The sequence below is a fragment of the Limosilactobacillus avistercoris genome (genome assembly GCF_014836425.1).
GTDB classification, from domain to species: Bacteria; Bacillota; Bacilli; order Lactobacillales; family Lactobacillaceae; genus Limosilactobacillus; species Limosilactobacillus agrestimuris.
This window is the reverse complement of sequence record NZ_JACSQW010000013.1, coordinates 16,799-41,680: the sequence shown is the minus strand read 5'-3', so window position 1 is coordinate 41,680 and position 24,882 is coordinate 16,799. Positions and strand designations below refer to the sequence as shown.

Sequence of the window (24,882 nt, the reverse complement as noted above, 5' to 3'; positions counted from 1 at the left end):
ATGATAAATGTAACAAGTTAAATATCTGATAAGGGAGTTGGCTCAAATGCTTAAGTTAGGAATTATTGGAACTCATATTATTACAGACCAAATGCTGGACGCAGCTAAAACTACCGGTAAATATAAATTGACCGCAGTTTATTCACGGACAATGGACCGGGCTAAGGAATTCGGCCAGCCATATGGTGCTACAGAATTCTATGATGATCTTGAAAAATTCTTTGAAGACGGTGACTTCGACGTTGTATACATCGCTTCACCGAACAGTTTGCATTACCAACAAGCACGGATGGCAATTGAAAATGATAAGTTCGTGATCGTTGAAAAGCCAGCATTTGTAAACCCAAGTGAATTTTCTGGCATCCAATCATTACTTGCAGCTCACCCGAAGGCTCGTTTAGTTGAAGCAGCTCGTCATATTCACACAGCACTATATCGGGAAGCTTTGAAGAAAGTTGATGAAATGAAGGAACACTACGTTCAAGGGGCAACGATTACTGTAATGAAGTATTCTTCCCGCTATGATAAGGTCCTTGCGGGGGATAAGCCTTATCCAAACATTTTTACCTTGAAGTACGCTGGTGGTGCTTTGATGGATCTTGGTGTTTACGCTGTTTATGGAGCCGTTACAATGTTTGGCCAACCACAGTCAGTTGTTTACTACCCAACCATTTGCAAGACCGGCATTGACGCTAAGGGTGTTGCTATTTTGAACTACGATAAGTTCAGTGTTACATTGAACTTTGGGAAGACTGCTAATTCATACTTGCCATCTGAAGTTTACGGTCTTAAGGATACTCTTGTTTTCGATAGTATTTTTGAAACTCAAAAGGTAACTTACTACGATTCTGATAAAAAGGCTCACCAACTTGATGCACCGGTTGAAAAGAATTCAATGACGGATGAAATGAATGATTTTGCAGACTTATTTAATGATCCAGACAATGAAGAACAGATGAAGAAGTACAAGGGATGGATGGATCTTTCCGAAACTGTTAACTCCGTAATGTACTCACTTCGTCAATCAGCACAATTAGAATTTCCGGCAGATAAAGATCAAGAATAGGATGGGGATAACATTTGATCGAACAATTTCAAGAAAAATTTAGCCAGCAATTTAAACAACCTACTGAAATTCAGGAAGCTGTTGCTAAGCCCTTGGCAGAGGATAAGTCGATTCTCGGAATTGCGCCTACTGGTTCTGGGAAGACACTAGCATTTACTTTACCACTTTTGCCTAAAATTATGCCTGGCGCGGGGACTCAATTATTAGTTCTTGCACCGTCACAAGAATTGGCAATGCAGACGACAAGGGTAATGCGCGAATGGGGGAATATCATTGGCGTTAAGGTATTAGCTCTAACAGGTGGTGCAAACCTTCGTCGCCAAGTAATGAAGCTACGTAAACATCCCGATGTTGTTGTGGGGACACCTGGACGGGTTCTTCATATGTTAGATAACCGTCACCTAAAGCTTGGTCACTTGCAGACAATGGTAATTGACGAAGCTGATGATTTATTACGGGATGATACCTTAGCAGTAGTTGAAGATATCGAACGAGCTACACCATTGAGTGCCCAATTAGCGTTTTTCTCTGCTACTAAGTCACCGGTATTTAAACAACTTTCAGTCATGTTCGGCCGTGATATTTTAACCCTTGACGTTACCTCTAAGGATCATACTCGAGGAACTGTTCGTCATGGTTATATTGACGCCCGGACTAATGCCCAAAAGACGGCGGTCCTTCGTCACTTGACCAGTATTAAGGACTTTCGTGGTTTGGTATTCTTTAATAGTACGCGGACACTCCATTATGCTGCTAGCCGTCTTCGCCATGAACATATGTCAATTGGGACGTTAGGTGGTCGACAAAAACAAACACAGCGGGAAAAGGCAATGCGAATGTTCCGGAAACGGCAAATTAAGTTATTATTAACGACGGATGTTGCTGCTCGAGGGATCGATATTCCTAAACTCCCAGCAGTGATTAACTTTGATTTGCCAACCGAGACTAATACTTATGTTCACCGTGTTGGACGAACCGGTCGTCAGGGTGAACCGGGATTAGTAATTAACCTTGGGGACGATCACGATATCCGTGATTTGAAAAAGCTTCTTAAAGACACTGATTACAACTTGGAACACCTTTACATTAATAACGATCAGATTACAGATCAAAAGCCACAAAAGGGTCAAAAATCTGTTTCATTACGTCGGCAGAATAGTCGTCAATTGCAACAAGAGCAATGGAGCGATCAGACGAGTGTGGAAAAGAGTGTTCACCATACTCTTGGTAAACCAAGGAAGCCAAAGAAAAAGCCACATAAGAAGAACCGGAAAAATAAGGGGATTCGTCTAAAGCACCGTCGTAAGAGTGAGGGCGCAAAATAAACAGTTAAATAATTAACAAAAAAAGAGTAAAATCTTCTTTACGAGTTCAATCGTAAATGCGATAATACTCTTTGTCTGGTCCTATAGTATAACTGGATAGTACATCCGCCTCCTAAGCGGCCGATTCCGGTTCGATTCCGGATGGGACCATATTTCGTACTTAGATTTTTAGTGAAAACTATTAAATAGTTTAAGACTGAGAAAAACAATTTGCTTTTCTCGGTCTTATTTTTCTTTATATATCAACGGTGCAATAGGCTATTGCTAGGATTATTTATTAGCATTTAATATACTTATCCTCAAGAACAAGGAGAAGCAGATGGAATTTGGAGAACGAATTAAAGAACGACGTCAGAAGTTAAAGCTAACACAGGCGAAGGTAGCAAAAAGGCTTTTTGTAACCCGACAAGCTATTTCTAATTGGGAGCATGGCAAGACCTATCCCGATTTAAATAAGCTAGTAAAAGTTAGTGATGTTTACCAAATTTCAATTGATTCTCTCTTAAAGGAGGACCAGAATTTGAAAAATTATTTAGAACAGGGAAAGGCATTTAACGCATTTAGCGTATTATCTGGCTTTATTTGGATTATCCTTGGACTTGGCTGTTTCGTTGATGTTCCAACAAGTAGGGAAGGTCAGATTGCATGGAATGTGATAACGGTTGTCATTGTAATTGCGATTATTTATGAGCAGTTTATTACACCCTTTTTCCTCGGCATGAGTCAGCGGATGTATTATAAGGGAAAACAACGTCCTGGACAAAGATTATCGTTGCTGGCAAAGGTGATCTATTTTCTAATTGTTCTTGACATGATTATTGGGGTTTATTTTGTCCATCAGGGGATGCCAGAACGTTACTTCTCCTCACCGTGGCTTATTTTAGTAGGAATCCAAAATATTTTGCAGAAGTATATGTGGAAACAAGATCCTAAGTTGGGTAATAAAAACAGGTAAAGATTCATTTCCCGGGAAATAAATTTTGCTTTTTAAAAATATTATTAAATTGTTGTACAATTAAAATAGTATTTAAAAAAAGGAGTTGTCACTGTGCAAAAGCCATTTAAAATTATGTTTTTATTTGGAACCCGAGCTGAAGCAATAAAGCTTGCACCAATCATCGAGCAGATGAAGCAGGATCCAAATACTTGGAAGCCATCAATTGTGATTGCCGCACAACAACAGCGGCCACTCCTTCAGCAAACAATGGATTATTTAAAATTAACGCCAGATTTTGACTTAGATCTGTCTGGGCTTAAAAACACTAATTATGCTGAGCAATTGAGTCAGTTAATTCATAACTTAAATAACGTCATTAATGCCGGACAGCCAGACATGTTTCTGGTGGTTGGGGATGGCGTAACTAGTTTAGCAGCAAGCCTAGTTAGTTTTTATAACCACTTTCCTTTGGGGCATGTTGAAGCGGGGTTACGGACTTATGATAAGTACCTGCCATTTCCGGATGAGATTCACCGACGGATAACCGACAATCTAGCTGATCTTTACTTTGCTCCAACCACACGTGCTCGGGATAACCTTTTAAGTGAACATCATCCGGCACAACAAATTTATGTTACCGGTAATCCAGTAATTGATTCAGTTAAAGAACGGTTAAGCACAGATTTTCATAGTGAAATTCTGGGAAAGATCCCGGGTGATCATCGGATTATTATTTTGACAATGCAACGTCCGGAGAGTATTGGTGCTCCCATGGAACGGGTCTTTCATACGATGAAGGATATTGTTGAAACCAATAGGGATGTTGAACTAATTTATCCGGTTTATCCGAATAGTGAAGTAATGAGCCTGGCAGATGAGGTCTTGGGAAGTAAGGAACGAATTCACCTAATTAAGCCACTAAACCATGGTGATTTCTTAAACATTGCTGCCCGGTGTGATTTTATTGTAACTGATTCAGGTAGCATCCAAGAAGAGGCACCGGCAATTCATAAGCCTGTCTTGCTATTGCGAGAAAAGACTGAACGTCAAGAAGCAGTCGATGTAGGTGCTGTTAAAATTGTTGGTACGGATCCAACAAGTATCCAACAGGCTGTCTTTAGTCTGCTTAATGACCATAAAGCCTATAAGAAAATGGATCAGGCCGAGAACCCGTTTGGGGATGGTCATGCCAGTGAACGGATTTTGGATATTATCGAAGAGTATTTAAGTAATAAATAGAGCCCCAGAGTTCGGCCTTACCGAGCTTTGGAGCTCTATTTGGTTTTATTTAACTTTTTGGATTAATTTTAAAGCTTCATCATGACTTATGTTATACATTTTGGTAAGTTTAGTAGCAATTTGTTCAGTTTCAAATCCTAACTGAACTAATGCTTCGATCGCTCCTTCTTCTTTTCCTTCTAGACGACCTTCTCTTCGTGCATCCATCAAATCGAGTTCATACTTCATAAAGCCATGCCTCCTTAGTGGATCTTCACGGATTCGTTTCATTTCTGATTGAATTTGCATAACAAGCTGATCACTTGGATCAATTTGTTTTTTCATTAATTTGAGAAATCCTTCCAACCCCATATTATCATGAAATTTAGTTGCTTTGGCATTATGAAAAGCGACCAAGAAAAAATAACAGCCTTCATCAATCACTGATCAAGACTGCTAATATTTATTTGTCTTCAATTCCACGGTTATCCTTGAAGATTAGCCATTTTGAGAAGATATAATTTGCAATTACGACAATAACATTATCAATAAACTTAACAATGAATTGTTGAAATGGTGTATCAAACTTTAAGACTTGGATCCCGACATAGGTGATTACCATATCAATCACTAAGGTTAATCCACGATAGAAGAAGAAGCGGAGAATTTCCACCACAAAATCACTAACCGTCGTGTAATGTGAGCCGAAAACCCAGACTTTATTAGTAAAGTAGGCCACTAAAACTGAAGCAAACCAAGCAAGTACTGTGGCCACTTCGACGTTCCAGTGAAGGCCAGGACTTAAAATTTGGAAGACAGCTAAGTTAATAACAGTGGTAACAACGCCCCAGAACAGGTAGGCGATAATTGACTTATACTTACTCCAGAGTTGTTTAATCATTATTTAGCTGCCTTTTTAATTAGCTTTGCGACAAATTCATCGAGAGTTTTAATATCATCTTCGTCAGGTGATAAGTTAATGTGGACATTATCGGCACCCTTTGTAGCATGAGCCTTTTCAAAAGCATCGCCAAAAAGGTCAACAGCCTTACAATAGTCATCAGCGTAGTATGTATCACCTGAGCCAGCGACCCCATAAACTTTGCCAGATAAGTCAGCCTCTTGAAGGTCATCATAGAAGTCTAGTCCTTCATCTGGAAGGGCACCCTCATCATAGGTATAAGGACAAACAACACAAATATCGACGTCCTTAAAATCTTCAACGTCTGCCATTGTGATTTCAGTTTCGTCGACTTCAACACCTTGATCTTCAAATGATTCAGTAATAATGTCGGCAACGTCTTCGTTGTTACCGGTAATAGTAGCGTAGACAACAAGTGCTTTAGGCATTTTTATTCCCCCGTTTAAAATAAATTACGCTTCATAGTATAGCATGGTTTACAACTTCTTTGGTGACAAGTGTTATACTAGTTTACGTATAAAATTAATGAAGGGGACAATTTAATGATTACATTAAAATCACCACGCGAAATTGAAGCGATGGAAAAGGCCGGTGCCGCACTTGCTGCTATGCACATCGGAATCCGGCAATTTATTAAGCCCGGGATCTCAAGTTGGGAAGTTGAAGACTTCGCTCGGAAGTACTTTAAAGCTGCCGGTGCTAAAGCTGAACAAATTGGCTTTGAGGGTTATAAGTATGCAACCTGCGTCAGCCTCAATGATGAGATTTGTCACGGTTTCCCACGGAAGAAATTAATTTTTAAGGACGGGGATTTAGCTAAGATTGATACAGTTGTCAGTGTTGATGGCTTCTTTAGTGATTCCTGCTGGAGTTATGGGATTGGTAATGTTAAGCCTGAAATTCAAAAGTTGATGGATGTTACCAAGAAGTCATTATTTATGGGAATCGATCAATGTGTTGCTGGTCACCGGATCGGTGATATTGGTGCTGTTATTCAACACTATACCGAAGATGAGAACAGTTATGGGGATGTTCGGGAATTTGTTGGTCACGGAATTCAACCAACGATGCACGAAGATCCAATGGTTCCTCATTATGGTGAACACGGCCAAGGTCTTCGTCTGAAGAACGGTATGACAATCACTGTTGAACCAATGATTAACACCGGTACTTGGGAAGCTGATACTAGTGACCCAAGTGGTTGGCTAGCTAAGACTGCCGATGGTGGTTGGTCTTGTCAATATGAACATACACTTGTCGTTACGGATAAGGGTCCTAAGATTTTAACCTCTCAAGATCCCGAAGCTGATGCTAAGTACATTTATGATGACAACTATGCTAAGTACCTTGATCACTACAGCAAGATCGCTAAGGATATAGCTGGACATTATGAGTAAAAGAGTGTGAGCCTATTAAAACCTTCCGGTGGCTAACGATTTCTCCACTGAATGACGACTTGTCGTCAGAGATAGAGGTCGTTAGCTTGAGGAAGGTTAGGGCGAACACGTTTCGACTTTATTGCCTAGTTTGTTGACTCAGGCCATAATAAAATTAAGTAACCACCAAAGTTAAATAAGTGGTCTTCATATATTAATATGCAAAAGGGCAGATTCACTAAAGAAAATTTAGTGGTCTGCCTTTTTATTGATTATGAGAAAGAAAAAATAAGTATTTAGTAGACTCTGTTCAAAGAAATGACTCATAAATTCCTGAGGTCAAATTTATAAATATACGTATAGTAGAGTATATTTACTTCAATTGTGAATTTTATGCGTGAATAATTATTAAATATTGCATAAATAATATTAGAAAATAATAAGAATTTTTGCAAAAGGTCTTTTATTTTTATCAAATAGGGATATACTTAAAATATTAAATAAATTCTTATTTTTATTTAAGAATCTTTTCCTATATTTTGGAGGTTTTTATTTTGGATGAGCAGAGTAGTAATAAAAAAATGATTACTACCTTTGGCTTGGTCACGATGATTATTACCGCCATCTTTGGTTTTGGTAATGTTTCAAACGCGTACTTACAAATGAGCTATGGGAGTATTATCTGGTATGCCTTAGCGGGGATTTGTTTCTTCTTCCCGTGTGGCTTAATGATGGCCGAATATGGTTCAGCCTTTAAGGATGCTAAGGGTGGTATTTATTCTTGGCTTGCTGGATCAATTGGTGAAAAATTAGCATTTATCGGAACTTTCGTTTGGCTAGCATCATGGATTGTCTGGATGGTTTCCACCGCTTCTCGGATTTGGATTACTTTTTCAGCTTTGATCTTTGGTAAGGATACCACTCAACAATGGCATTTCATGGGATTGAATTCAACTGAAGTCATTGGGGTTCTCGGAATTATCTTGATGATTGCATGTACATACTTTAGTTCTCGTGGGATGACTGCAATTGCCAAGGTTGGGTCTCTTGGTGGGATCTTTACTGTTATTGTTAACATTATCTATGTTATTGCAGCATTTATCGTTTTGATTGCAAATAAGGGTGCCTTAGCCCAACCAATTCACAGCGCTAAGGATTTTGTATTATCACCAAACCCACAATTCCAAACACCAATTGCAATTATTTCATTCGTTGTTTACGCTATCTTTGCTTATGGTGGGATGGAGTCACTTGGATCAGTTACCGATAGTATGAAGAACCCTGAAAAGACTTTTCCTCGTGGTTTGATTATTGCATCAATTTTTACTATTGGCGCCTATGTTTTGATGATTTTGATGGCTGGCTGGTTTGCCAACTATAACCATGATTTTGCTAAGAGCACTACTAACCTTGGGAATGCTACTTACGTTCTCTTCAATATTTTAGGGGTTAAGTTAGGCCTAGCATTTGGCCTTCCTCACGCAACTGCTGTTGTTTGGGGTGCTGTCATGACCCGGATCGTTGCTTTTGCTCAGGCACTTGGATTCTTAGGTGCACTATTTGTTTTGATGTACTCACCAATTAAGGCCTTTATTCTTGGTTCTAACCCTGAATTATGGCCAAAGAAGTTGACTAAGTTGAACAAGGCGGGGATGCCTGCTAATGCAATGTGGTTACAGGTTACTGTTGTTTCCATCATTATCTTCTTAGTTGCCTTCGGTGGTTCTGCAGCTCAACAGTTCTACACCATCTTGACTGATATGGCTAACGTTTCTACTTGTTTCCCATACCTCTTCTTGGTTGGTGCCTTCCCATTCTTTAAGCGGAAGAAGGATATCGAACGGCCATTTGAAGTCTTTAAGAATCGTTTCTGGACAGATGTCTTGGTATGGTTTGTTGAAATTATCCTAATTGTCGGGATCCTGTTTACGTTCATCCAACCAATGCTTGATAAGGATTGGCAAACAGCATTCTGGACAATTGCTGGTCCAGTCTTCTTTGCCCTTGTTGCTTGGATCTTCTACAATGTTTCTTCAAAGAAGCACCATATCAAGGATTAAGAAGAACTGGTTTCTTAGAAATCTCAATATTAAAATTATAAAAAGCGGAAAAATTCGAGTTGCTTCGAAACTTTTCCGCTTTTTTCCGTTTTAAATTTATGGAGGATTATTTATCCCCCTTCAAAATTAATTGTAGGAAGTGTTATTACGTATATAAAATATATATTCAAGGAGGGGAAAACAATGACAATTAAAATGAGACGAGTTGGTACGTCGGATGTCCTTACTGTTCCAAAATCAATTAAAAACCGTAGTAGCGAATATGAGGTATATCAGGATCGGAATGGTGCAATTGTATACATGCCTAAACGAAAAAATCCGTTTAAGGATAGCAAATTTGTAGAGAATCATCTTTATGATGGTGATGATACAAGATTTGTTAATGGTGGGGTAAAAGAAGATGAGCTACCACAATAATAACTATATTCCCCAAAAGCAAGATATAATTTGGATTAATTTTGAACTATCCGTTGGTGAAGAAATTTGCGGAAGGCATCCAGCGATTGTGATGAGTTCATCTAATTATAGTAGAGTTACTGGCTTAGTAATGGTGATGCCGATTACACATGCTTATAATAATTGCTTAAGAGATTTCTTTATTCCATTACATACAAAACAAGTAGAAGGTTTTATTAACCCGCTCCAAATTTTTACATTTAGTATCCATAAACGAAAAGCTGAATTTAGTGGAGAAGTTGCCAGTCCTCAAGATTGGGCTCGTGCATTAATGATTCATGAAGAAATTTTAAACAGCTAGGTAAGCTCTTACTGCTGACTTTCTTTTTTCACGCAATTCAAAATAATGTATAATGAACGGGTATTACTATGAGGAGTTGGCTAATGATTAGGAAGGAAAATAAGGTAAAATTAAAGAATCTAATTGCAATGTTGGTTAAGCATTTTACCTTAGCCCAACTCTCAAGCTCGGCAGCGACACTCGCGTACTATACATTACTTTCAATCTTTCCGGCTTTATTGGTAATTGGAAACTTACTACCAATGATTGGGATTGACGCGAATACTGTATTGACTTACCTTCAGACATTGGTTCCAGCAACAGTGTATAGTTTTATTCGGCCATTAGTTCTGGATTTCCTTCAGCAAGGAAGTGGTGGGGTCTTGACTACTGGGGCCTTGATTGCACTTTGGTCGACGAGTCAAGGGATCGCTGCTTTTCAAAGAAGTGTTAATCATGCCTATGGAATTGCGGAAAACCAAAATCCAATCAGTAATCGGGTAATCTCGTTTATTTGGATGATTGTTGTTGTGATCATTATCTTTGTGATTGTTTTCCTGTATGGGGTCGGTGAACAATTCCTCAAATGGCTTCAACCATTCCTCCACTTTAACCGTCGTTACATCTACCTGTTTAGTAGTTTGAAGTGGCCGATCACTTTTGCGGTCATTTTCATTGCTCTGACGATGCTCTATTATTTTGTTCCTAATGCTAAGGTTAGGTTACGTTTTGCTGCGGTTGGGGCGTTTCTGGTTTCAATCTTTTGGCTATGGCTCTCTAAATTATTTGGCTTATATACTATCCTGTTTAGTCATGGTGTAATTGGTTATAAGACGATTGGTGCTTTTATTGCAATGATGGTTTGGCTTGACTTTTCTGGTTACCTCATCATGATGGGGGCGGCAATTAATGCGGCATTTCAAGAAGCTCATGATGGCGAATTAGTTGAAAAAGAGCATTTCTGGCAGCTCATTAAAACTGAGCATGATGATGCTCGAAAACGAATTGTTAAAAAATAAAAGAGATCGGAAAATATTTATTTTCCGGCCTCGTTAAGGATTATTAAGATGGAATGATTAGTTATTCAGCGACAGGAGCCTCCTTTTCGTCATTGAAAAGGACAGTTGGGATTGTATCAACATACTTTGCAGAAACTGGGGTTGCGTAAATATCTTCATCGTTCTTAAAGAACAGGTGGGTGTTTGAAAGCTGGTTCATTGCTTGACGAACGGTTTCAGCGTTTAATTGGTCATTAGCATAGCTCAACTTTAGTAAATGCTTCTTGCCAAGACTACCCTTAAACATTAAATTGAGAGTTTTCATAAATTAAAACTTCCTTTCTAAACTATTAGTCCATTACGATTGATTGAGTTCCAATCACGTCCGCATTAGTTAGCTTTTCTCCGGTTAAGGCTTCCATAGCTGAGCTGAGAAGGGTAAATTGTTCTTCACTAACGGTTTCGGTAACGTTGTTAAGGATGTGCTTTACTCCTTTAGGGTGCTTTTCTCCAACCAACGTTAACTGAATTTTAGCGGCTTTGAACTTCCGAGTCATGCTCATAATGAATTCTCCTTTAGGTTTAATTTTTAATAAGTAGCGGCCACTTCTTACACCTATAACAACGAACGAGAAATGTATTTGTAAAGAAGGGATTTTGAAAATGGCAAAAATCACTAAGATTGAGGCACAGAAGCGTCAAGGAAGGTATAACGTTTATCTTGATGGTAAGTATACCTTTCCTGTAGCAGAGAGTGTCCTAATTCAATTTCGGTTGATGAAGGGAATGGAGATTGATAAGGAACTCGAAGCCCAGATTACGACCGCCAACCAGATTGCTCGTGCTTATTCTCGAATGCTCGATTACTTGTCCCATCAGTTACGGACGGAAAGTGATGTTATCAAGAAACTTCGGGAGCTCGAAACACCTGAAGAATTTATTGATCCAGTTTTACAAAAACTCCGTGATCAGAAATTACTTGATGATCATGAGTACGCTGCTAGTTATGTGCGGACGGAAATGAATACCGACCTCAAGGGACCGGAAAATATTAGACAAAGGCTCCGAATAAAAAAGATTGGGGAAAATGATATTGATGATGCACTAGCCCAATTTACTCCTGAACGCCAACTTGAAAATGCAACCAAACTAGCGAAAAAACTGTTTCGCCGTTATCGTTCGCAACCGACCCGTCGTCAGGAGCAAAAGGTTCGCCAGGGATTAATAACCAAAGGGTATCCAAGTTCAATTTATGATCAAATTAAAGAGCAAGTAGAACCGCAAGAAGATTTTGAACAACAAGAGGAATTACTGGAACGCCAAGCTGAGAAACTTTGGCGTCGTTATCGGCGGTACGATGGCCGTGAACGAGAGATAAAGTTTAAACAGGCAATGTACCGAAAGGGCTTTGATTTAGACGCAGTTCAAGAGTGGTTAGACAACCATGAATTGTGAGAAGCCTTTTCAGACTGGTAAAATACTGGTAAAATGTGTAAGATACGTAGAAAAGTTACAAATAAAAAAATTAAAAGAGAAAGTATAATGACAGAAAAGAAACTACATATTGATGAAAGAAAACTACACCATCAGTATGGTTACCGATTTACCAAACGGCTCTTTGATGTTGTGGCATCTTCAGTGGCGGTGGTGATCCTTAGTCCAGTTTTCTTAATCATCGCGATTGCAATTAAAATAAATGATCCGAAAGGTCCCGTTTTTTATACTCAAACGCGGATTGGCGAACATGGAAAGCCATTTCGGATGTTTAAGTTTCGCTCAATGGTGACTAATGCGGATGAACTTTTGGAAAAGCTTCGGGCCCAGAATGAAATTAAGGGTGCAATGTTCAAGATGAAGGATGATCCACGGATTACGAAGGTAGGGAAGTTTATCCGGAAGTATAGTTTGGATGAACTTCCACAACTCTTAAATGTGGTTGGTGGTTCAATGAGTATTGTTGGTCCGCGCCCACCTCTACCATATGAAGTGAAAGAATATACTGATTATGATCGCCAGCGCCTAATGGTTAAACCGGGTGCTACTGGGATGTGGCAAGTTGGTGGTCGAAATGCCTTGAGTTTTGACCAGATGGTTGAACTTGATTTAACTTATATTAATGAACGCTCTGTTTGGCTTGATTTAAAGATTATGTTTGAGACTGTTAAAGTCATGATTAAGCCAAATGCAGCTTATTAAGGAGAAAATCGTGAAGACAAAAGTATTAGTTGCTGCTCATAAGAATTATGCAATGCCCAAAGACCCATTGTATTTACCAGTCTTTGTTGGTAAAGAGATTCATCCTGATGTTAACCATACTTTCCAGGGTGATAATACGGGAGACAATATTTCAGCGAAGAACCCTTACTATAATGAATTAACAGCGATTTACTGGGGATGGAAGAACTTAGACGTTGATGCAATGGGCTTAGTTCACTATCGTCGTTACCTAAGTCTTAACCACCAAAAATCACTGGATGAGGTATTGTCAAGTGAACAAGTGGCTGACTTGCTTAAGGATCATGATATTATCTTGCCACCTAAACGACGTTACTATATCGAGACAAATGAATCTCACTACCTCCACGCTCATGAGCATGAACCATTTGAGGTAATGCGTCAGGTGATCCACCAAAATTATCCTGAGTACGTACCTGCATTTGAAAAGGTCATGAAGCGAACATGGGCTCACATGTTTAATATGTTTATTATGAAACGCAAACCGCTGGATGAGTATTGTACATGGATGTTTGATGTTCTTGCTGATGTTGAATCTCGGGTGGATATATCATCTTACTCAGCGTACGAACAGCGGGTCTACGGCTTCCTAAGTGAACTTCTTCTTGATACTTGGCTAGAGGTTCATCCTGAATTCTCTACCGTTGAAGTTAAGTATGTCTTTATGGAACATACTAACTGGTTTAAAAAGGGTGGAAAGTTTATTTTACGTAAGATTACGGGTCACGCTTAAAGGAGGCAGGTTTAATTGCCTAAATTATCAATCGTTGTACCTTGTTATAACGAAGAAGAATCTATTCCATTATTTTATCCAGCTGTAGAAAAAATTATGAATAAAATGCCAGTAGAGGTTGAATACTGGTTTGTTAATGATGGTTCATCTGATGGGACTCTGGAAGAATTGCGAAAATTACATGAGCAAGCTCCAGATAAGGTTCATTATGTTTCTTTTTCTAGAAATTTTGGAAAAGAAGCAGGATTATATGCTGGACTAGAAGCAACAACAGGGGATTATGTTGTTGTAATGGATGTCGATTTACAAGATCCTCCTGAATATTTACCAATAATGTATAAGTATATCTCTACAGGAGAATATGATTGTGTTGGTATGCGACGGACAGATCGTACTGGTGAAGCGAAAGTTAAATCATTCCTTAGTGATAAATTCTACGATGTTATTAACAAGATTTCCGATACTAAGATTGTTAATGGTGCTCGTGATTATCGAATGATGACTCGCCAAATGGTTAATGCCGTCTTATCTTTAAAAGAATATAACCGTTTCTCAAAGGGGATTTTTAACTGGGTTGGCTTTAAAACTAAGTACCTTCCTTATAAGAATGTTCAGCGAGTTGCTGGAACTACTGACTGGTCAACATGGAAATTGTTTAAGTATGCAGTTGATGGTATAACCGATTTCTCCGAGGCACCACTGTCAATTGCTACTTGGATTGGTGGTGTATCAGCTTTTATTGCTGTAATTGGTATTATCATTGTAATAATTCGCCATCTTGTTTCGCCAGATGGCAGTGCATTTGGCTGGGCGTCCCTTGTATGTATTATGTTATTTATTGGTGGTGTACAGCTATTCTGCCTTGGAATTGTTGGTAGGTATATTGGAAAGATCTATATGCAAACAAAACAACGACCAATCTATATCGTGAAAGAGAAAAAGTAGGGAGGAATAAGGAAAGGTGCAATATTTATCATCCAAATATCAACGGTTGATTAATCTTGAATTGAATGGTCAGGTACTTTATGAAATAGCATTTGCATTTTATTTTGTAATTGCTTTCCTTCAAACTTCGACGTATACTGCTTATTTTCCAGGTAATCTTTTACATCAGATTGCTTTTTTACCATTAGCGATTGTTTTGTTTAAGATTATCTTTTTTGATTCAAATACCACAAAGAAGGTAATTATAAACCTTTTAGTTTTTAGTCTTTTGTTTATTACTTGGCGAACATCAGGTGAATTTATTCTTTTTCCGATGGGAATCTTTGTTCTTGGGGCGAGAAATGTAGAATTTAAGAAGATTATTTATTTATACCTCGTATTAGGAACAATTCTCCTTTCCTTTATCTTTTTTACTTCCTTAATTGGTTTAACAAAAAATCTAATTTTTCATCGGGACATTGATACTATAAGGAGAGCATTCGGAATTATTTATCCGACTGATTTTGCCGCTCATGTATTGTATTTAGTGTTAGCGTATTGCTATCTTTACTTTAAGCAGCTCTCATGGAAAAGCTACATAGTATTTGTTTTGCTAGCAATTTTTCTTATTAAATTTTGTGATGCTCGATTAAATGCATATGCATTGATTTTAGTTATTCCAATAATGATGATTGGTCAACGAGCAAAAAAAGGATTTATGGTTTCGAGGACAATTGCAATTTTTTACTGGACATTTCCAGTATTAGCGGCTTATATTACTGTTTTTCTTTCATACTTATATACCCCAAGCCAACATTTGTTTGAAAGAATGAATAGTTTATTATCTGGTCGCTTATATTATAGTCATGAAGCTATAAATAAATATGGATTTTCCTTGTTGGGACAGCATATTCATGAAAATGGACTTGGTGCTGTTGGTGGAATAAAAAATGCAGCTGCTGAAGGTGCTAATTATTTCTATGTTGATTCAGCATTTATACGGCTATTTGTTATTTACGGAATAATTGTTACTCTGGTAATTGTTCTTCTTATAACTTTGATATCCTATCATTCAATTCAAAAAGCTGATTTTGCCTTAGCAAGTATTATAGTTGTAGTTACTATTAGTGCGATAGTAGAGCAACGCTTGTTAGACTTTGGATATAATCCATTTCTAATTGCATTTTTTGCAAACTGTTATTTCTCAAAAAAGTTAATATCGGAGGATAAAAATGAATAACGTCACTTTTAATACTTTAGTAAAACGATATGGTAAGCCAGTTATAATTATTCTTATTTTTGCTGTCTTTGGAGCCTGTGTAATGGGAGTAGATGCTAAAAGAAAAAAATCAACTATCTACACTGCTAGTCGCCAAATTGTAATTGCTCATAATGTTCCTCATGAATTACGATCAATGCCTAACGGAACTAATATATCGGTAGTTGGGGAAGATAATAATATGATGCCGACTTATAAAGATATTGCTGAAAATGGTACTATTGCTCAAGCTGCACGAAAAAATTTATCAAAGTCAATGAAGAAAAAATATTCAACTGATGATATTAAGGAAGCACTTGAAGCTAAAGTTTCTCAGCAATCATTAGTAATGGAGTTAAAAGCCAAAACATCAACTAGAGAAGCGTCTGTAAAGATTGTTAACGCAGCTGCTAAAGCAATGAAAGAGGAATTGCCACGTTTACAACCAGGATCTGGTAAAGTTACTCTTTTACAGAAAGCAACCGTTAATAACACTGATAGTAGGACCACTCCTAGTACGAAAAAACATGTTATTGTTGGTTTTGCTTTAGGAGCCCTATTAGGGTTAATTATTGAATTTATAATTTTTACTGTTAAAAATTTTGGGCATAAAGAGTAGGTTGAAATGAAAAAAATAGTTTTTACGGTTGCTGATTATGGGGATGGCAATGATGCGGGGCCAAAAGCTAAAAGAGATGTAGATTATTTTTTATCTCAAAATGGTTTTGAAATAATTCATCAGCAATTAAACAATAAATCTAAACTAGATAAATTAAAGTCAGCGTACTGGACAATTCCGCACTTGTTTAATCGTGTAGATAAATTTGATGAACTCTTCTTTCAATATCCGACTTATTCGAGTTATGTGATGAAAAAATTGATAAAGAGAATGCGTTTAAAGTCAAAACGCCTTTTCTTTATTATTCATGATGTTGAATCACTACGACTTTTTCAAAATGATTCTGAATATTGGCAAGGAGAGCGGGCACTCTTTAATGCAACTGATGGATTAATTGTGCATAATTCTAAGATGAAGCAGTGGCTTCAAGAAAATGGTGTTACCGTTCCAATGGTTGAATTGGGTATTTTTGACTATGATAATCCTCAGGAAATTAATCAAGCTTCAGGTTATGATAAAACTATTTGTTTTGCTGGAAATTTAGCTAAATCTAAGTTCCTTAATAAAATTGACTTAGAAAAGAGTAGAATGGAAATCTTTGGTTCTAATCCAAGTAAACAATATTTAGAGGGTGTTTCCTACCAAGGGCAATTAAGTCCTGATGAATTACCTAAAAAATTGACACAAAATTTTGGCTTAGTATGGGATGGTGACGAGCTTGATACATGCGGTGGAAAATTCGGTAACTACATGCGTTACAATAATCCTCATAAAGTTTCTCTCTATTTAAGTAGTGGACAACCGGTAATCATTTGGAAAGAGGCAGCTTTAGCTAATTTTATTCTAAAAAATAAATTAGGGGTTGCTGTAAGTAGTTTAGAAACTCTTGATGGTATTTTAGAAAATATTACTGAAGAACAATATTCAGAAATGAAAATGAATACTATTAAGATAGCTAAAAGTCTTAGAAAAGGTGAATTTATAAAAAAAGCTGTAGAAAAAATAGAAATAATTACACAGTAAAAAACTCTGGACTATTAAGAATCCAGAGTTTTTTTGTTATTAATTTTGATGAACAATTTGAGCATTGCTTGGAAGGCTTCCTGACCAATCCTGATATTTTGTTTGTGAACTACCAGAAATTGTTTGGCGGTCCATTCCATCACTATCAACATGGTGAGTAACTCCATATTGATCAGTCCAAACCGCAACATCATTTAATCCTAATTGCTTCTGACTATTAGTGTTACTATTGTTGTTCACAGCTGAAGAACTTGAATGTGAAGATGCCACACTATTCTTACTACTAGAAGAATTAGTATTGCTGTTCTTATTTGTTTTGTTAGTAGAAGCACTATTGTTATTATTACTCTTTGTTGCCTTTTTATTCTTCTTAACGACTTTCTCTGTTTTTGAGTGAGAAGAAGATGCAGAATCTTTATTGTTCTTTTGTGAACCACATCCTGCTAGACCAAAGGTTAAAAGAATAACTAGCATTCCAGGGAAAAATAAACGACTGAATTTTTTCATATAAGTATCTCTCCTATATTGAAAGGTTTAAATCAACTATACTTGATAAGTATTTAATAGTATAATTATAGCATTTGCAGGAAGTTTATTACTAGGTGAATAAACTCAAACAAGGTGATTTTAACATTAACTAAAATTTTCATCAATAAATAATTAACGATACTGGGGAAGGATGAGTATTTATGACGAAGTATGACTACCTTATAGTTGGTGCCGGTTTGTTTGGTGCTACCTTTGCTTACGAAGCAGCTAAACGTGGGAAAAAGGTTAAGGTAATTGAAAAGCGAGATCACATTGCCGGGAATATTTATACTAAGGAAGTTGACGGAATCCAAGTTCACCAATATGGTGCTCACATTTTCCATACTTCAAATAAAGAAATTTGGAATTACATTAACCAATTTGCGGAATTTAATCGTTATACGAATAGCCCGGTAGCAAATTACAAGGGTAAAATGTATAACTTGCCATTTAACATGAATACATTTAGTGAGATGTGGGGAGTACGGACTCCAGATGAAGCAATGGCAAAGATTAATGAACAACGGCAGGAAATGGCAGGGAAAGAACCGCAAAATCTTGAGGAGCAAGCAATTTCTCTCATTGGCCGTGATATTTATGAGAAGCTCATTAAGGGATATACCGAAAAACAATGGGGACAGAAAGCAACAGAATTGCCAGCCTTCATTATTCGACGTTTACCTGTTCGCTTAACTTACGATAACAACTACTTCAATGATCTTTATCAAGGAATTCCAATTGGTGGTTACACGCAAATTGTAGAAAAAATGCTTGATAACGAATTGATTGATGTTGAAACTGGAGTTGACTTCTTTGATAAAAAGGATGATTATTTAGCTAATTATCCTAAGATCGTTTTCACTGGAATGATCGATCAATTCTTTAATTATCAGTTGGGCGAACTCCAATACCGGAGTCTTCGCTTTGAAACTGAGGAAAAGAATACTGGAAATTACCAAGGAAATGCAGTAATTAATTATACGGATGCTGAAACACCATATACCCGGATTATTGAACATAAGCATTTTGAATTTGGTAAGGGTGATAAGGATAAGACGATTATTACTCGTGAATATCCAGCAGATTGGCACCGTGGGGATGAACCATACTACCCAATTAATAATCAGCAAAATAATGAGCTTTATAAGAAGTATGTTCAATTAGCTGATAAGGAAGCAAAGAATGTTATCTTTGGTGGTCGATTAGGTCAATATCGTTATTACAACATGGATCAAGTTCTCCATGCAGCCTTAGTTGCCGTAGATAAGGAGTTTAAATAATTAGCAATGAAAGTTATCAAGAACTATTTGTATAATGCGGGATATCAAATTCTGAATATGATCATTCCATTGATCACTGTTCCTTATATTTCTCGTGTCTTGGGTGCACATGATGTTGGGATTAACGAATACACTAATGCATGGGTAACTTTCTTTTACCTTATGGGGCAAATGGGAATTACTCTTTATGGTAATCGAGAAGTGGCCTACCATCGTGATGACTTATATGAACGTTCGCGAACTTTTTGGGGAGTTGAAGCGTTACAATTATTGACCGTTTCTTTATCCCTTATTGCATATTTAGCTGCTGTTTTTCTTTTTAGTACGACTTTTAAATATTATTTTCTCATGCAAGGGCTATGGATTGTTGCGACTGGCTTAGATGTTTCATGGTATTTTATGGGACTAGAGAATTTTAAAATTACAGTAGTGAGAAATGCACTGGTGAAATTAGCATCGGTAATTTTAATTTTTACATTTATAAAAACTACAGCTGATTTAGCAAAATATATTTTAATTTTGGGTGGGGCTCAAGTTATTGGTAATTTGACTTTATGGCCTTACTTAAAAGGCAATATTATTTGGGTAAAAATTAGTGAGTGGCATCCATTTAAGCACTTTTACCCATCATTATTACTGTTTATTCCAACAATTACTACTCAGGTTTATCTTGTATTAAATCGACTAATGCTAGGACATATGGATTCTCAAGCAGCATTGGGTAATTTTGGTCAGTCAGATAAAATCGTTAAATTTGTTTTAGCTATTGTTACCGCAACTGGGACAGTAATGTTACCGCATGTTGCTAATAAGTATGCTAAGGGTGATATTAAGGGTGTAAGAAATAGCCTATACTCTTCTTTTGAATTTGTTTCATCTATTTCAATTCCAATGATGTTCGGCTTAATGGCAATATCAAAACAATTTGCGCCTTGGTTTTTGGGAAGTGGCTTTCAAATGGCTGGACAGATTATGTTCCTTGAATCACCGGTAATTGTATTAATTGCCTGGAGTAATGTTACTGGTACCCAATACTTAATGCCAGTTAATCGGGTAAAAGAATTTACGACTTCAGTAACTATTGGAGCAGTAAGTAATGTTGCGTTTAATCTGGTTCTAATTCCGTTTTGGGGAGCTAACGGGGCAACTTTGGCAACAGTTGGTTCAGAATTCTTGGTTACTGCTTCTCAGCTAGCAATGATTAGAAAGACAATTAGCCGACGTAAGATGTTTGGAGAAGTTTGGAAATATGCAGTTAGCGGGTTAGTAATGTTTATAATTGTCAATCGAATCAGTAATACTATCCAAATGACAATTGCAAATTTAGCATTGGAAGTTGCCGTCGGAATAGCAATTTACTTATCTGGCCTGTTTATCCTTCATGCTAAAATTTTGAGCCAAGCAAAAAATATTATCGGTAAGAATTAATATATGACAAAAACCTAACAATTTTATTGAGAAGTTGCGAGCATGAATTTTATCTTTTATACTTGACAAAGTGTTATGTTTAAAAATTAATTTAAAAAATAGATTTCGTCCCACTTTTAGGAGGATTAAAACGTTTTGAATAGTCGCAAGAAAAGATTTAAACTTTACAAGTCAGGAAAGCAATGGATTACAGCAGCGATTGTTTCGATCGGTTTTATTGCTGGAACACAAGTAAAGCATGTTCATGCTGATACGACTAATAATCAGATCCAAACTACGCAAACTCAAACCACAGCAGAAAGTAATGCTTCTCAAAGTACAACTTTGACTATTGCTAATAATGAAAATAGCAATTCTGCTAGTGCCTCAGTTGCAAGTGCTCAAGCTGCTGCAACCCAAAAAAATCAAAATATCAATACTGAAACCTCATTTGCTCAAAGTAAGGTTGTAGTGAATACAACTAATCAAGTAAATGCTAGTTCTCAAAGCTCTAATAATATCGATGCAGCTGATTTAAATAATCAGGCTAGTGATATTTCTGCTCAATCAGATGTAAAAAATACTGGTTGGCAAAAAGTAAATGATAATTGGCATTATATTAAAGAAGATGGAACTGCACAAACAGGTTGGTTTGAATCACCGGCTGGTTGGTGGTATTACTTTGATAATGATGGTCAATCACGGACCGGCTGGCAAAATATCAACAATAAGTGGTATCACTTTGATGAGGTTAATGCATCTGCTGATACCGGTTGGTATCAAAGTGCTGCAAGTTTTTGGTACTATTTAGATCCAGAAAATGCTTGGGCTCATACAGGCTGGTACAAGTCGGCAGCAGGTTTTTGGTATTACTTCGATCAAAATAGTGCCAATGGTGCAAAGGGTTGGCAGAAAATTAATAACAAATGGTACCATTTTGATGAAGTTAATTCTTCTGCAGATACCGGTTGGTTTAAAACACCAGCGGGTTTTTGGTACTATTTAGATCCAGAAAATGCTTGGGCCCATACTGGTTGGTATAAGTCAGCAGCAGGCTTCTGGTACTACTTTAACCAAAATAGTGCTAGTGGTTTACGTGGTTGGCAAAGTATAGATGGTCGTTGGTATTATTTTGATTGGAATAATGCTAGTGGTTTACGAGATTGGCAGTACATCAATAATCATTGGTACCATTTTAATTGGGATAACGCCTGGGCGGATACCGGTTGGCAAAAAATCAATGGTAAATGGTATTACATGGATCCAACTAATGCTTGGATGTTAACTGGTACTCAAGAGATTAATGGCAAGACTTATACCTTTAATTCTAATGGCTCTTGGGCTGATGGTTGGGATTGGCCATTCCCTCAAGATGGTGAAGGTTACTTTGGTGGCGGACAATTATTTGGTGTTCATGCCGGTGGTGAATTCCGATTAAATGGTTTTCATGATGGCTTAGACTTTGGTTCAATTGATCATCCAGGTAGAGAAGTACATGCTATTCACGGTGGTACTGTTAAGATTGTCGGATATGGTTCCGGATTAAGTTGGTATGCCGTAGTTGATACTGGTAAATATCTAGTTGTTTATCAAGAGGCATTCTCCAGCAAGAATAATATTCTCGTTCATGAGGGACAACAGATCAGTACTGGGGATGTTATTGGTATTCGTGATACTTCACACGTCCACATTGGTATTACCCGAGATCACAATTTTAACCGTGCTTTAGCTAGTTCATTTATTAATAACGGGACTTGGTTAGATCCTCAGAAAATTATTCGTGAAGGACTATAATTTAATTAATCTGATATTTGATTAGGTATAACGAACTGATAGTTAGCGAGAAAGCTAATTATCGGTTTTTTGTTTATCTTGTATAGGCATTCATAATAAAAAGCTTAGGATTTGATTTTACTCAAACTCTAAGCTTTTTATTTGCTATATTGTTAGTTAATCTAATAGCCATGCATTATCCTGATCAAAATGATAAAGTTTACCATCAATATATTGGTAGCCAGTTACAGCATGCCCATCGTTATCAAAGTAATACCGATGTCCATTAATATTTTGCCAACCTGTTAGGGTCCAAGCGTTATTTGGATCGAAGTAGTACCATTTACCATCTAATTTTTGCCAGTTTGTATAAGCACTTGCATTAGTTAGATCAAAGTAATATTTGTGATTATTAATGGTTTGCCAGCCAGTTCGTGCACGACCATCATTGTCAAAATAGTACCACCAGCCACCTGGTGATTTAAACCATCCAGTAACTGCCCAGGCATTAGCAGTGTCAAAGTAGTACCAACTATTATTATGACGGTACCAACCTCTATAATTAGAAGCATTGGTAGGATCAAAGTAATATTGATGTCCATTGATGGTTTGCCAACCAGTACGTGCTTGACCATTATCATCAAAGTAGTACCACCAGCCAGCTGGAGATTTAAACCATCCGGTAGCAGCATCACCACCATTATTAAAGAAGTACCAGTGACTGTTCAAGTTAAACCAGCCAGTCTGCATTGCACCAAAGTAGCCATTGTGGTTTGGCTGAAGATAGTAAACTTTGCCGTTAATTGTTTGAAGACCACTTTCTAATTGACCAGTACTTGGACTTAAGTAATACCATTGTCCACCATTGTAGCGCCAACCATGACTCAACCAGGCATTACTATCATCAAAATAATACCAAGCATTGTCTAAATATTGAAATCCTTTGAGTGCCCAAACGTTACTAGGGTCAAAGTAATAACGATTACCGTTAATTGTTTGCCAACCACGCAGCGCCCAAGCATTTGTTAGATCGAAGTAATACCAATTATTATTGATGTTCTGCCAGCCCTTGTCAGCCCATGCATTACTGTAATCAAAGTAATACCAATTATTATTAATATATTGCCAACCAGTCAAAGCCCAGGCATTAGTATAGTCAAAGTAATACCAGTTGCCAGCACCTGATTGATACCAGCCAGTTTGCGCGGTGCCATCTTGATTGAAGTAGTACCAGTTATTATTTATTCGTTGCCAGCCAGTAACATTATTGCCATTAATTGAATATGACCATTTTCCATTATTGTTAGACCATTCACCTGAGTTAGCTACTAACCCTTGATAATCGATCGAAATATCTAAGTCACCATTATATCCAGGGATGCGCCCATGGGCGTTAAACTGCCATGCTCCATAGTTCTGGTTCCTTAGGTTAGCTGAAGATGGTGAATAAAGGTATTGGGCAATCCAAGTACGGTTTTTCCCGACTGTTGAACTAACATTATAAGTTTGATCATAAGAAGTTGAGGCATAGACTGCGTGGTTAGTAAAGCCACGATTATTTAATTGATTCCAGAAAGCATTTAAATGATTAGCAACTCCGTAATATTTGGTAGTTGTATCTTCCATGTCAGCATAAATTAAGGTGTTTTTATCTAGTCCTAAGGCTTCCATTTCATTTGCTAAATAGTTAGCCTCATTGATAGCAGCACCCTGGCTGCCAAATTTGGCATAGTGATACACTTGAACATTTAAGCCAGCATTTTTAGCATAATTAATTTGTTGACCAGCATATCGATTAATATAGTAGGTTCCTTCAGTAACCTTAACAATTGCTGTTTTAACTCCGAGATTTTTTAAGGTAACAAAATTATTAGGAGTCATACTAGCTTGATAACCACTAATATCAACAGCATCTACTCGAGGGTAGTTAGCGTCACCAATATTGATTACTGGTGTGCCATCATAAGCAGTTTGTGCAGCTGCCTTTACGGTCGTATATGCAGTTGCAGGAGCAGCCGAATTTTGACTGTTAATACTTAATGATTGCGTTGATTCAGCAGTGCTTTCACTAGCTACATTATTAGAACTAGTAGCAAAAGTACTTGCTGAAGGGGCGCTTTGACTTTGTGTTGAAGCGGAATTAGCACTTAAATTGTCATTTGAATTTACTTGTTCGGTCTGTACCTGATTAGTATCAGCTTGAACGTTTTTAGAATTTAAATATAACGAGGTTGATAAAGATAATAATGTTAATGTTGAAGCAAGATAGATATGGTTCTTCTGAGTCACTATAATCCTCCTAAAAAATTTATATAACGATAACTATTATAATTCCTAATACTAATTGTTTAATTTCAATAATATTAAGATCTGTTAACAAATTGTAATTTTTTTATGATTAACGTGTAGGAAGAAATAAAAAATAGTGATATATTACTAGTGTTAAATTATTTTTATTTGGGAA

26 protein-coding genes and 1 tRNA gene are annotated in these 24,882 nt (G+C 37.1%); 20 read left to right on the top strand and 7 right to left on the bottom strand.

Going from position 1 to position 24,882, the window contains the following annotated elements:
- Window positions 1-46: 46 nt before the first annotated feature.
- The 5 genes from H9564_RS05870 to wecB all read left to right on the top strand — a co-directional run bounded on the left by H9564_RS05870 (window position 47) and on the right by wecB (window position 4,567).
- Window positions 47-1,066 carry a Gfo/Idh/MocA family protein gene (locus tag H9564_RS05870; RefSeq protein WP_191684571.1) on the top strand — a complete coding sequence of 340 codons (1,020 nt, stop codon included), beginning with the start codon at window positions 47-49 and terminating at the stop codon, window positions 1,064-1,066.
- A gap of 14 nt (window positions 1,067-1,080) precedes the next feature.
- Window positions 1,081-2,391: a DEAD/DEAH box helicase gene (locus H9564_RS05865; protein WP_191684570.1), complete on the top strand. Its 1,311-nt coding sequence runs from the start codon at window positions 1,081-1,083 to the stop codon at window positions 2,389-2,391.
- 77 nt (window positions 2,392-2,468) lie between these two features.
- A tRNA-Arg gene (locus H9564_RS05860) sits at window positions 2,469-2,541 on the top strand.
- 169 nt (window positions 2,542-2,710) lie between these two features.
- The gene (locus H9564_RS05855; RefSeq protein ID WP_191684569.1) at window positions 2,711-3,346 is read left to right on the top strand and encodes a helix-turn-helix domain-containing protein; all 636 of its coding nucleotides are present in this window, start codon (window positions 2,711-2,713) and stop codon (window positions 3,344-3,346) included.
- A 93-nt stretch (window positions 3,347-3,439) separates the two neighbouring features.
- Window positions 3,440-4,567: a non-hydrolyzing UDP-N-acetylglucosamine 2-epimerase gene (gene wecB / locus H9564_RS05850; protein WP_191684568.1), complete on the top strand. Its 1,128-nt coding sequence runs from the start codon at window positions 3,440-3,442 to the stop codon at window positions 4,565-4,567.
- A 45-nt stretch (window positions 4,568-4,612) separates the two neighbouring features.
- Here the strand turns inward: wecB and H9564_RS05845 are convergent, their stop codons facing one another.
- The 3 genes from H9564_RS05845 to H9564_RS05835 form a co-directional block, all read right to left on the bottom strand.
- Window positions 4,613-4,891: a hypothetical protein gene (locus H9564_RS05845; RefSeq protein WP_191684567.1), complete on the bottom strand. Its 279-nt coding sequence runs from the start codon at window positions 4,889-4,891 to the stop codon at window positions 4,613-4,615.
- 118 nt (window positions 4,892-5,009) lie between these two features.
- Complete coding sequence (locus H9564_RS05840) at window positions 5,010-5,447, bottom strand: GtrA family protein (protein WP_191684566.1); 438 nt, start codon at window positions 5,445-5,447, stop codon at window positions 5,010-5,012.
- The gene (locus tag H9564_RS05835) at window positions 5,447-5,896 is read right to left on the bottom strand and encodes a flavodoxin (RefSeq protein WP_191684565.1); all 450 of its coding nucleotides are present in this window, start codon (window positions 5,894-5,896) and stop codon (window positions 5,447-5,449) included. Before H9564_RS05835 ends, H9564_RS05840 begins: the two co-directional genes overlap by 1 nt.
- Window positions 5,897-6,010: 114 nt before the next feature.
- On the opposite strand from H9564_RS05835, the gene map reads away from it, so the two are divergent.
- The 5 genes from map (at window position 6,011) to H9564_RS05810 (ending at window position 10,659) form a co-directional block, all read left to right on the top strand.
- Complete coding sequence (gene map / locus H9564_RS05830; RefSeq protein WP_191684564.1) at window positions 6,011-6,865, top strand: type I methionyl aminopeptidase; 855 nt, start codon at window positions 6,011-6,013, stop codon at window positions 6,863-6,865.
- Window positions 6,866-7,398: 533 nt separating this feature from the next.
- Entirely contained in the window at window positions 7,399-8,904 is a 1,506-nt protein-coding gene (gene yjeM, locus H9564_RS05825) for a glutamate/gamma-aminobutyrate family transporter YjeM (protein WP_191684563.1), read from the top strand.
- Window positions 8,905-9,087: 183 nt separating this feature from the next.
- A complete protein-coding gene (locus H9564_RS05820; protein WP_191684562.1) occupies window positions 9,088-9,321 on the top strand; it encodes an antitoxin of toxin-antitoxin stability system in 234 nt (77 codons plus the stop codon).
- The gene (locus tag H9564_RS05815; RefSeq protein ID WP_191684561.1) at window positions 9,305-9,661 is read left to right on the top strand and encodes a type II toxin-antitoxin system PemK/MazF family toxin; all 357 of its coding nucleotides are present in this window, start codon (window positions 9,305-9,307) and stop codon (window positions 9,659-9,661) included. The genes H9564_RS05820 and H9564_RS05815 overlap by 17 nt, the downstream gene beginning before the upstream one ends.
- Before the next feature lie 83 nt (window positions 9,662-9,744).
- Window positions 9,745-10,659 carry a YihY/virulence factor BrkB family protein gene (locus H9564_RS05810; protein ID WP_191684560.1) on the top strand — a complete coding sequence of 305 codons (915 nt, stop codon included), beginning with the start codon at window positions 9,745-9,747 and terminating at the stop codon, window positions 10,657-10,659.
- A 61-nt stretch (window positions 10,660-10,720) separates the two neighbouring features.
- Here H9564_RS05810 and H9564_RS05805 read toward each other — a convergent pair whose 3' ends face one another.
- Entirely contained in the window at window positions 10,721-10,963 is a 243-nt protein-coding gene (locus tag H9564_RS05805) for a DUF2922 domain-containing protein (protein WP_191684559.1), read from the bottom strand.
- Between the two features lie 25 nt (window positions 10,964-10,988).
- Window positions 10,989-11,201, bottom strand: coding sequence for a hypothetical protein (locus tag H9564_RS05800; protein ID WP_191684558.1), 213 nt, complete (start codon window positions 11,199-11,201; stop codon window positions 10,989-10,991).
- A gap of 100 nt (window positions 11,202-11,301) precedes the next feature.
- Between H9564_RS05800 and recX the strand changes: the two genes are divergently transcribed.
- From recX to H9564_RS05765, 7 genes are all read left to right on the top strand, one after another.
- Entirely contained in the window at window positions 11,302-12,093 is a 792-nt protein-coding gene (gene recX / locus H9564_RS05795; RefSeq protein ID WP_191684557.1) for a recombination regulator RecX, read from the top strand.
- A gap of 87 nt (window positions 12,094-12,180) precedes the next feature.
- On the top strand, window positions 12,181-12,834 hold the full coding sequence (locus H9564_RS05790) for a sugar transferase (RefSeq protein ID WP_191684556.1): 654 nt from the start codon (window positions 12,181-12,183) through the stop codon (window positions 12,832-12,834).
- Between the two features lie 10 nt (window positions 12,835-12,844).
- Complete coding sequence (locus tag H9564_RS05785) at window positions 12,845-13,606, top strand: DUF4422 domain-containing protein (RefSeq protein ID WP_191684555.1); 762 nt, start codon at window positions 12,845-12,847, stop codon at window positions 13,604-13,606.
- A 15-nt stretch (window positions 13,607-13,621) separates the two neighbouring features.
- Window positions 13,622-14,551 carry a glycosyltransferase family 2 protein gene (locus tag H9564_RS05780; RefSeq protein ID WP_191684554.1) on the top strand — a complete coding sequence of 310 codons (930 nt, stop codon included), beginning with the start codon at window positions 13,622-13,624 and terminating at the stop codon, window positions 14,549-14,551.
- A gap of 16 nt (window positions 14,552-14,567) precedes the next feature.
- Complete coding sequence (locus H9564_RS05775; protein ID WP_191684553.1) at window positions 14,568-15,770, top strand: hypothetical protein; 1,203 nt, start codon at window positions 14,568-14,570, stop codon at window positions 15,768-15,770.
- Window positions 15,763-16,407 (top strand): YveK family protein, encoded by a 645-nt coding sequence (locus H9564_RS05770; RefSeq protein ID WP_191684552.1) that lies wholly within the window; start codon window positions 15,763-15,765, stop codon window positions 16,405-16,407. The genes H9564_RS05775 and H9564_RS05770 overlap by 8 nt, the downstream gene beginning before the upstream one ends.
- A 6-nt stretch (window positions 16,408-16,413) precedes the next feature.
- Complete coding sequence (locus tag H9564_RS05765; protein ID WP_191684551.1) at window positions 16,414-17,430, top strand: sugar transferase; 1,017 nt, start codon at window positions 16,414-16,416, stop codon at window positions 17,428-17,430.
- A 39-nt stretch (window positions 17,431-17,469) separates the two neighbouring features.
- Here the strand turns inward: H9564_RS05765 and H9564_RS05760 are convergent, their stop codons facing one another.
- Complete coding sequence (locus tag H9564_RS05760) at window positions 17,470-17,937, bottom strand: hypothetical protein (RefSeq protein WP_191684550.1); 468 nt, start codon at window positions 17,935-17,937, stop codon at window positions 17,470-17,472.
- Window positions 17,938-18,119: 182 nt separating this feature from the next.
- On the opposite strand from H9564_RS05760, the gene glf reads away from it, so the two are divergent.
- From glf to H9564_RS05745, 3 genes are all read left to right on the top strand, one after another.
- The gene (gene glf / locus H9564_RS05755; protein ID WP_191684549.1) at window positions 18,120-19,238 is read left to right on the top strand and encodes a UDP-galactopyranose mutase; all 1,119 of its coding nucleotides are present in this window, start codon (window positions 18,120-18,122) and stop codon (window positions 19,236-19,238) included.
- 6 nt (window positions 19,239-19,244) lie between these two features.
- Entirely contained in the window at window positions 19,245-20,666 is a 1,422-nt protein-coding gene (locus H9564_RS05750; RefSeq protein WP_191684548.1) for a flippase, read from the top strand.
- A gap of 135 nt (window positions 20,667-20,801) precedes the next feature.
- On the top strand, window positions 20,802-22,439 hold the full coding sequence (locus H9564_RS05745) for a KxYKxGKxW signal peptide domain-containing protein (RefSeq protein ID WP_191684547.1): 1,638 nt from the start codon (window positions 20,802-20,804) through the stop codon (window positions 22,437-22,439).
- A gap of 156 nt (window positions 22,440-22,595) precedes the next feature.
- Here H9564_RS05745 and H9564_RS09310 read toward each other — a convergent pair whose 3' ends face one another.
- A complete protein-coding gene (locus H9564_RS09310; RefSeq protein ID WP_098045294.1) occupies window positions 22,596-24,707 on the bottom strand; it encodes a GH25 family lysozyme in 2,112 nt (703 codons plus the stop codon).
- Between the last annotated feature and the right edge of the window lie 175 nt (window positions 24,708-24,882).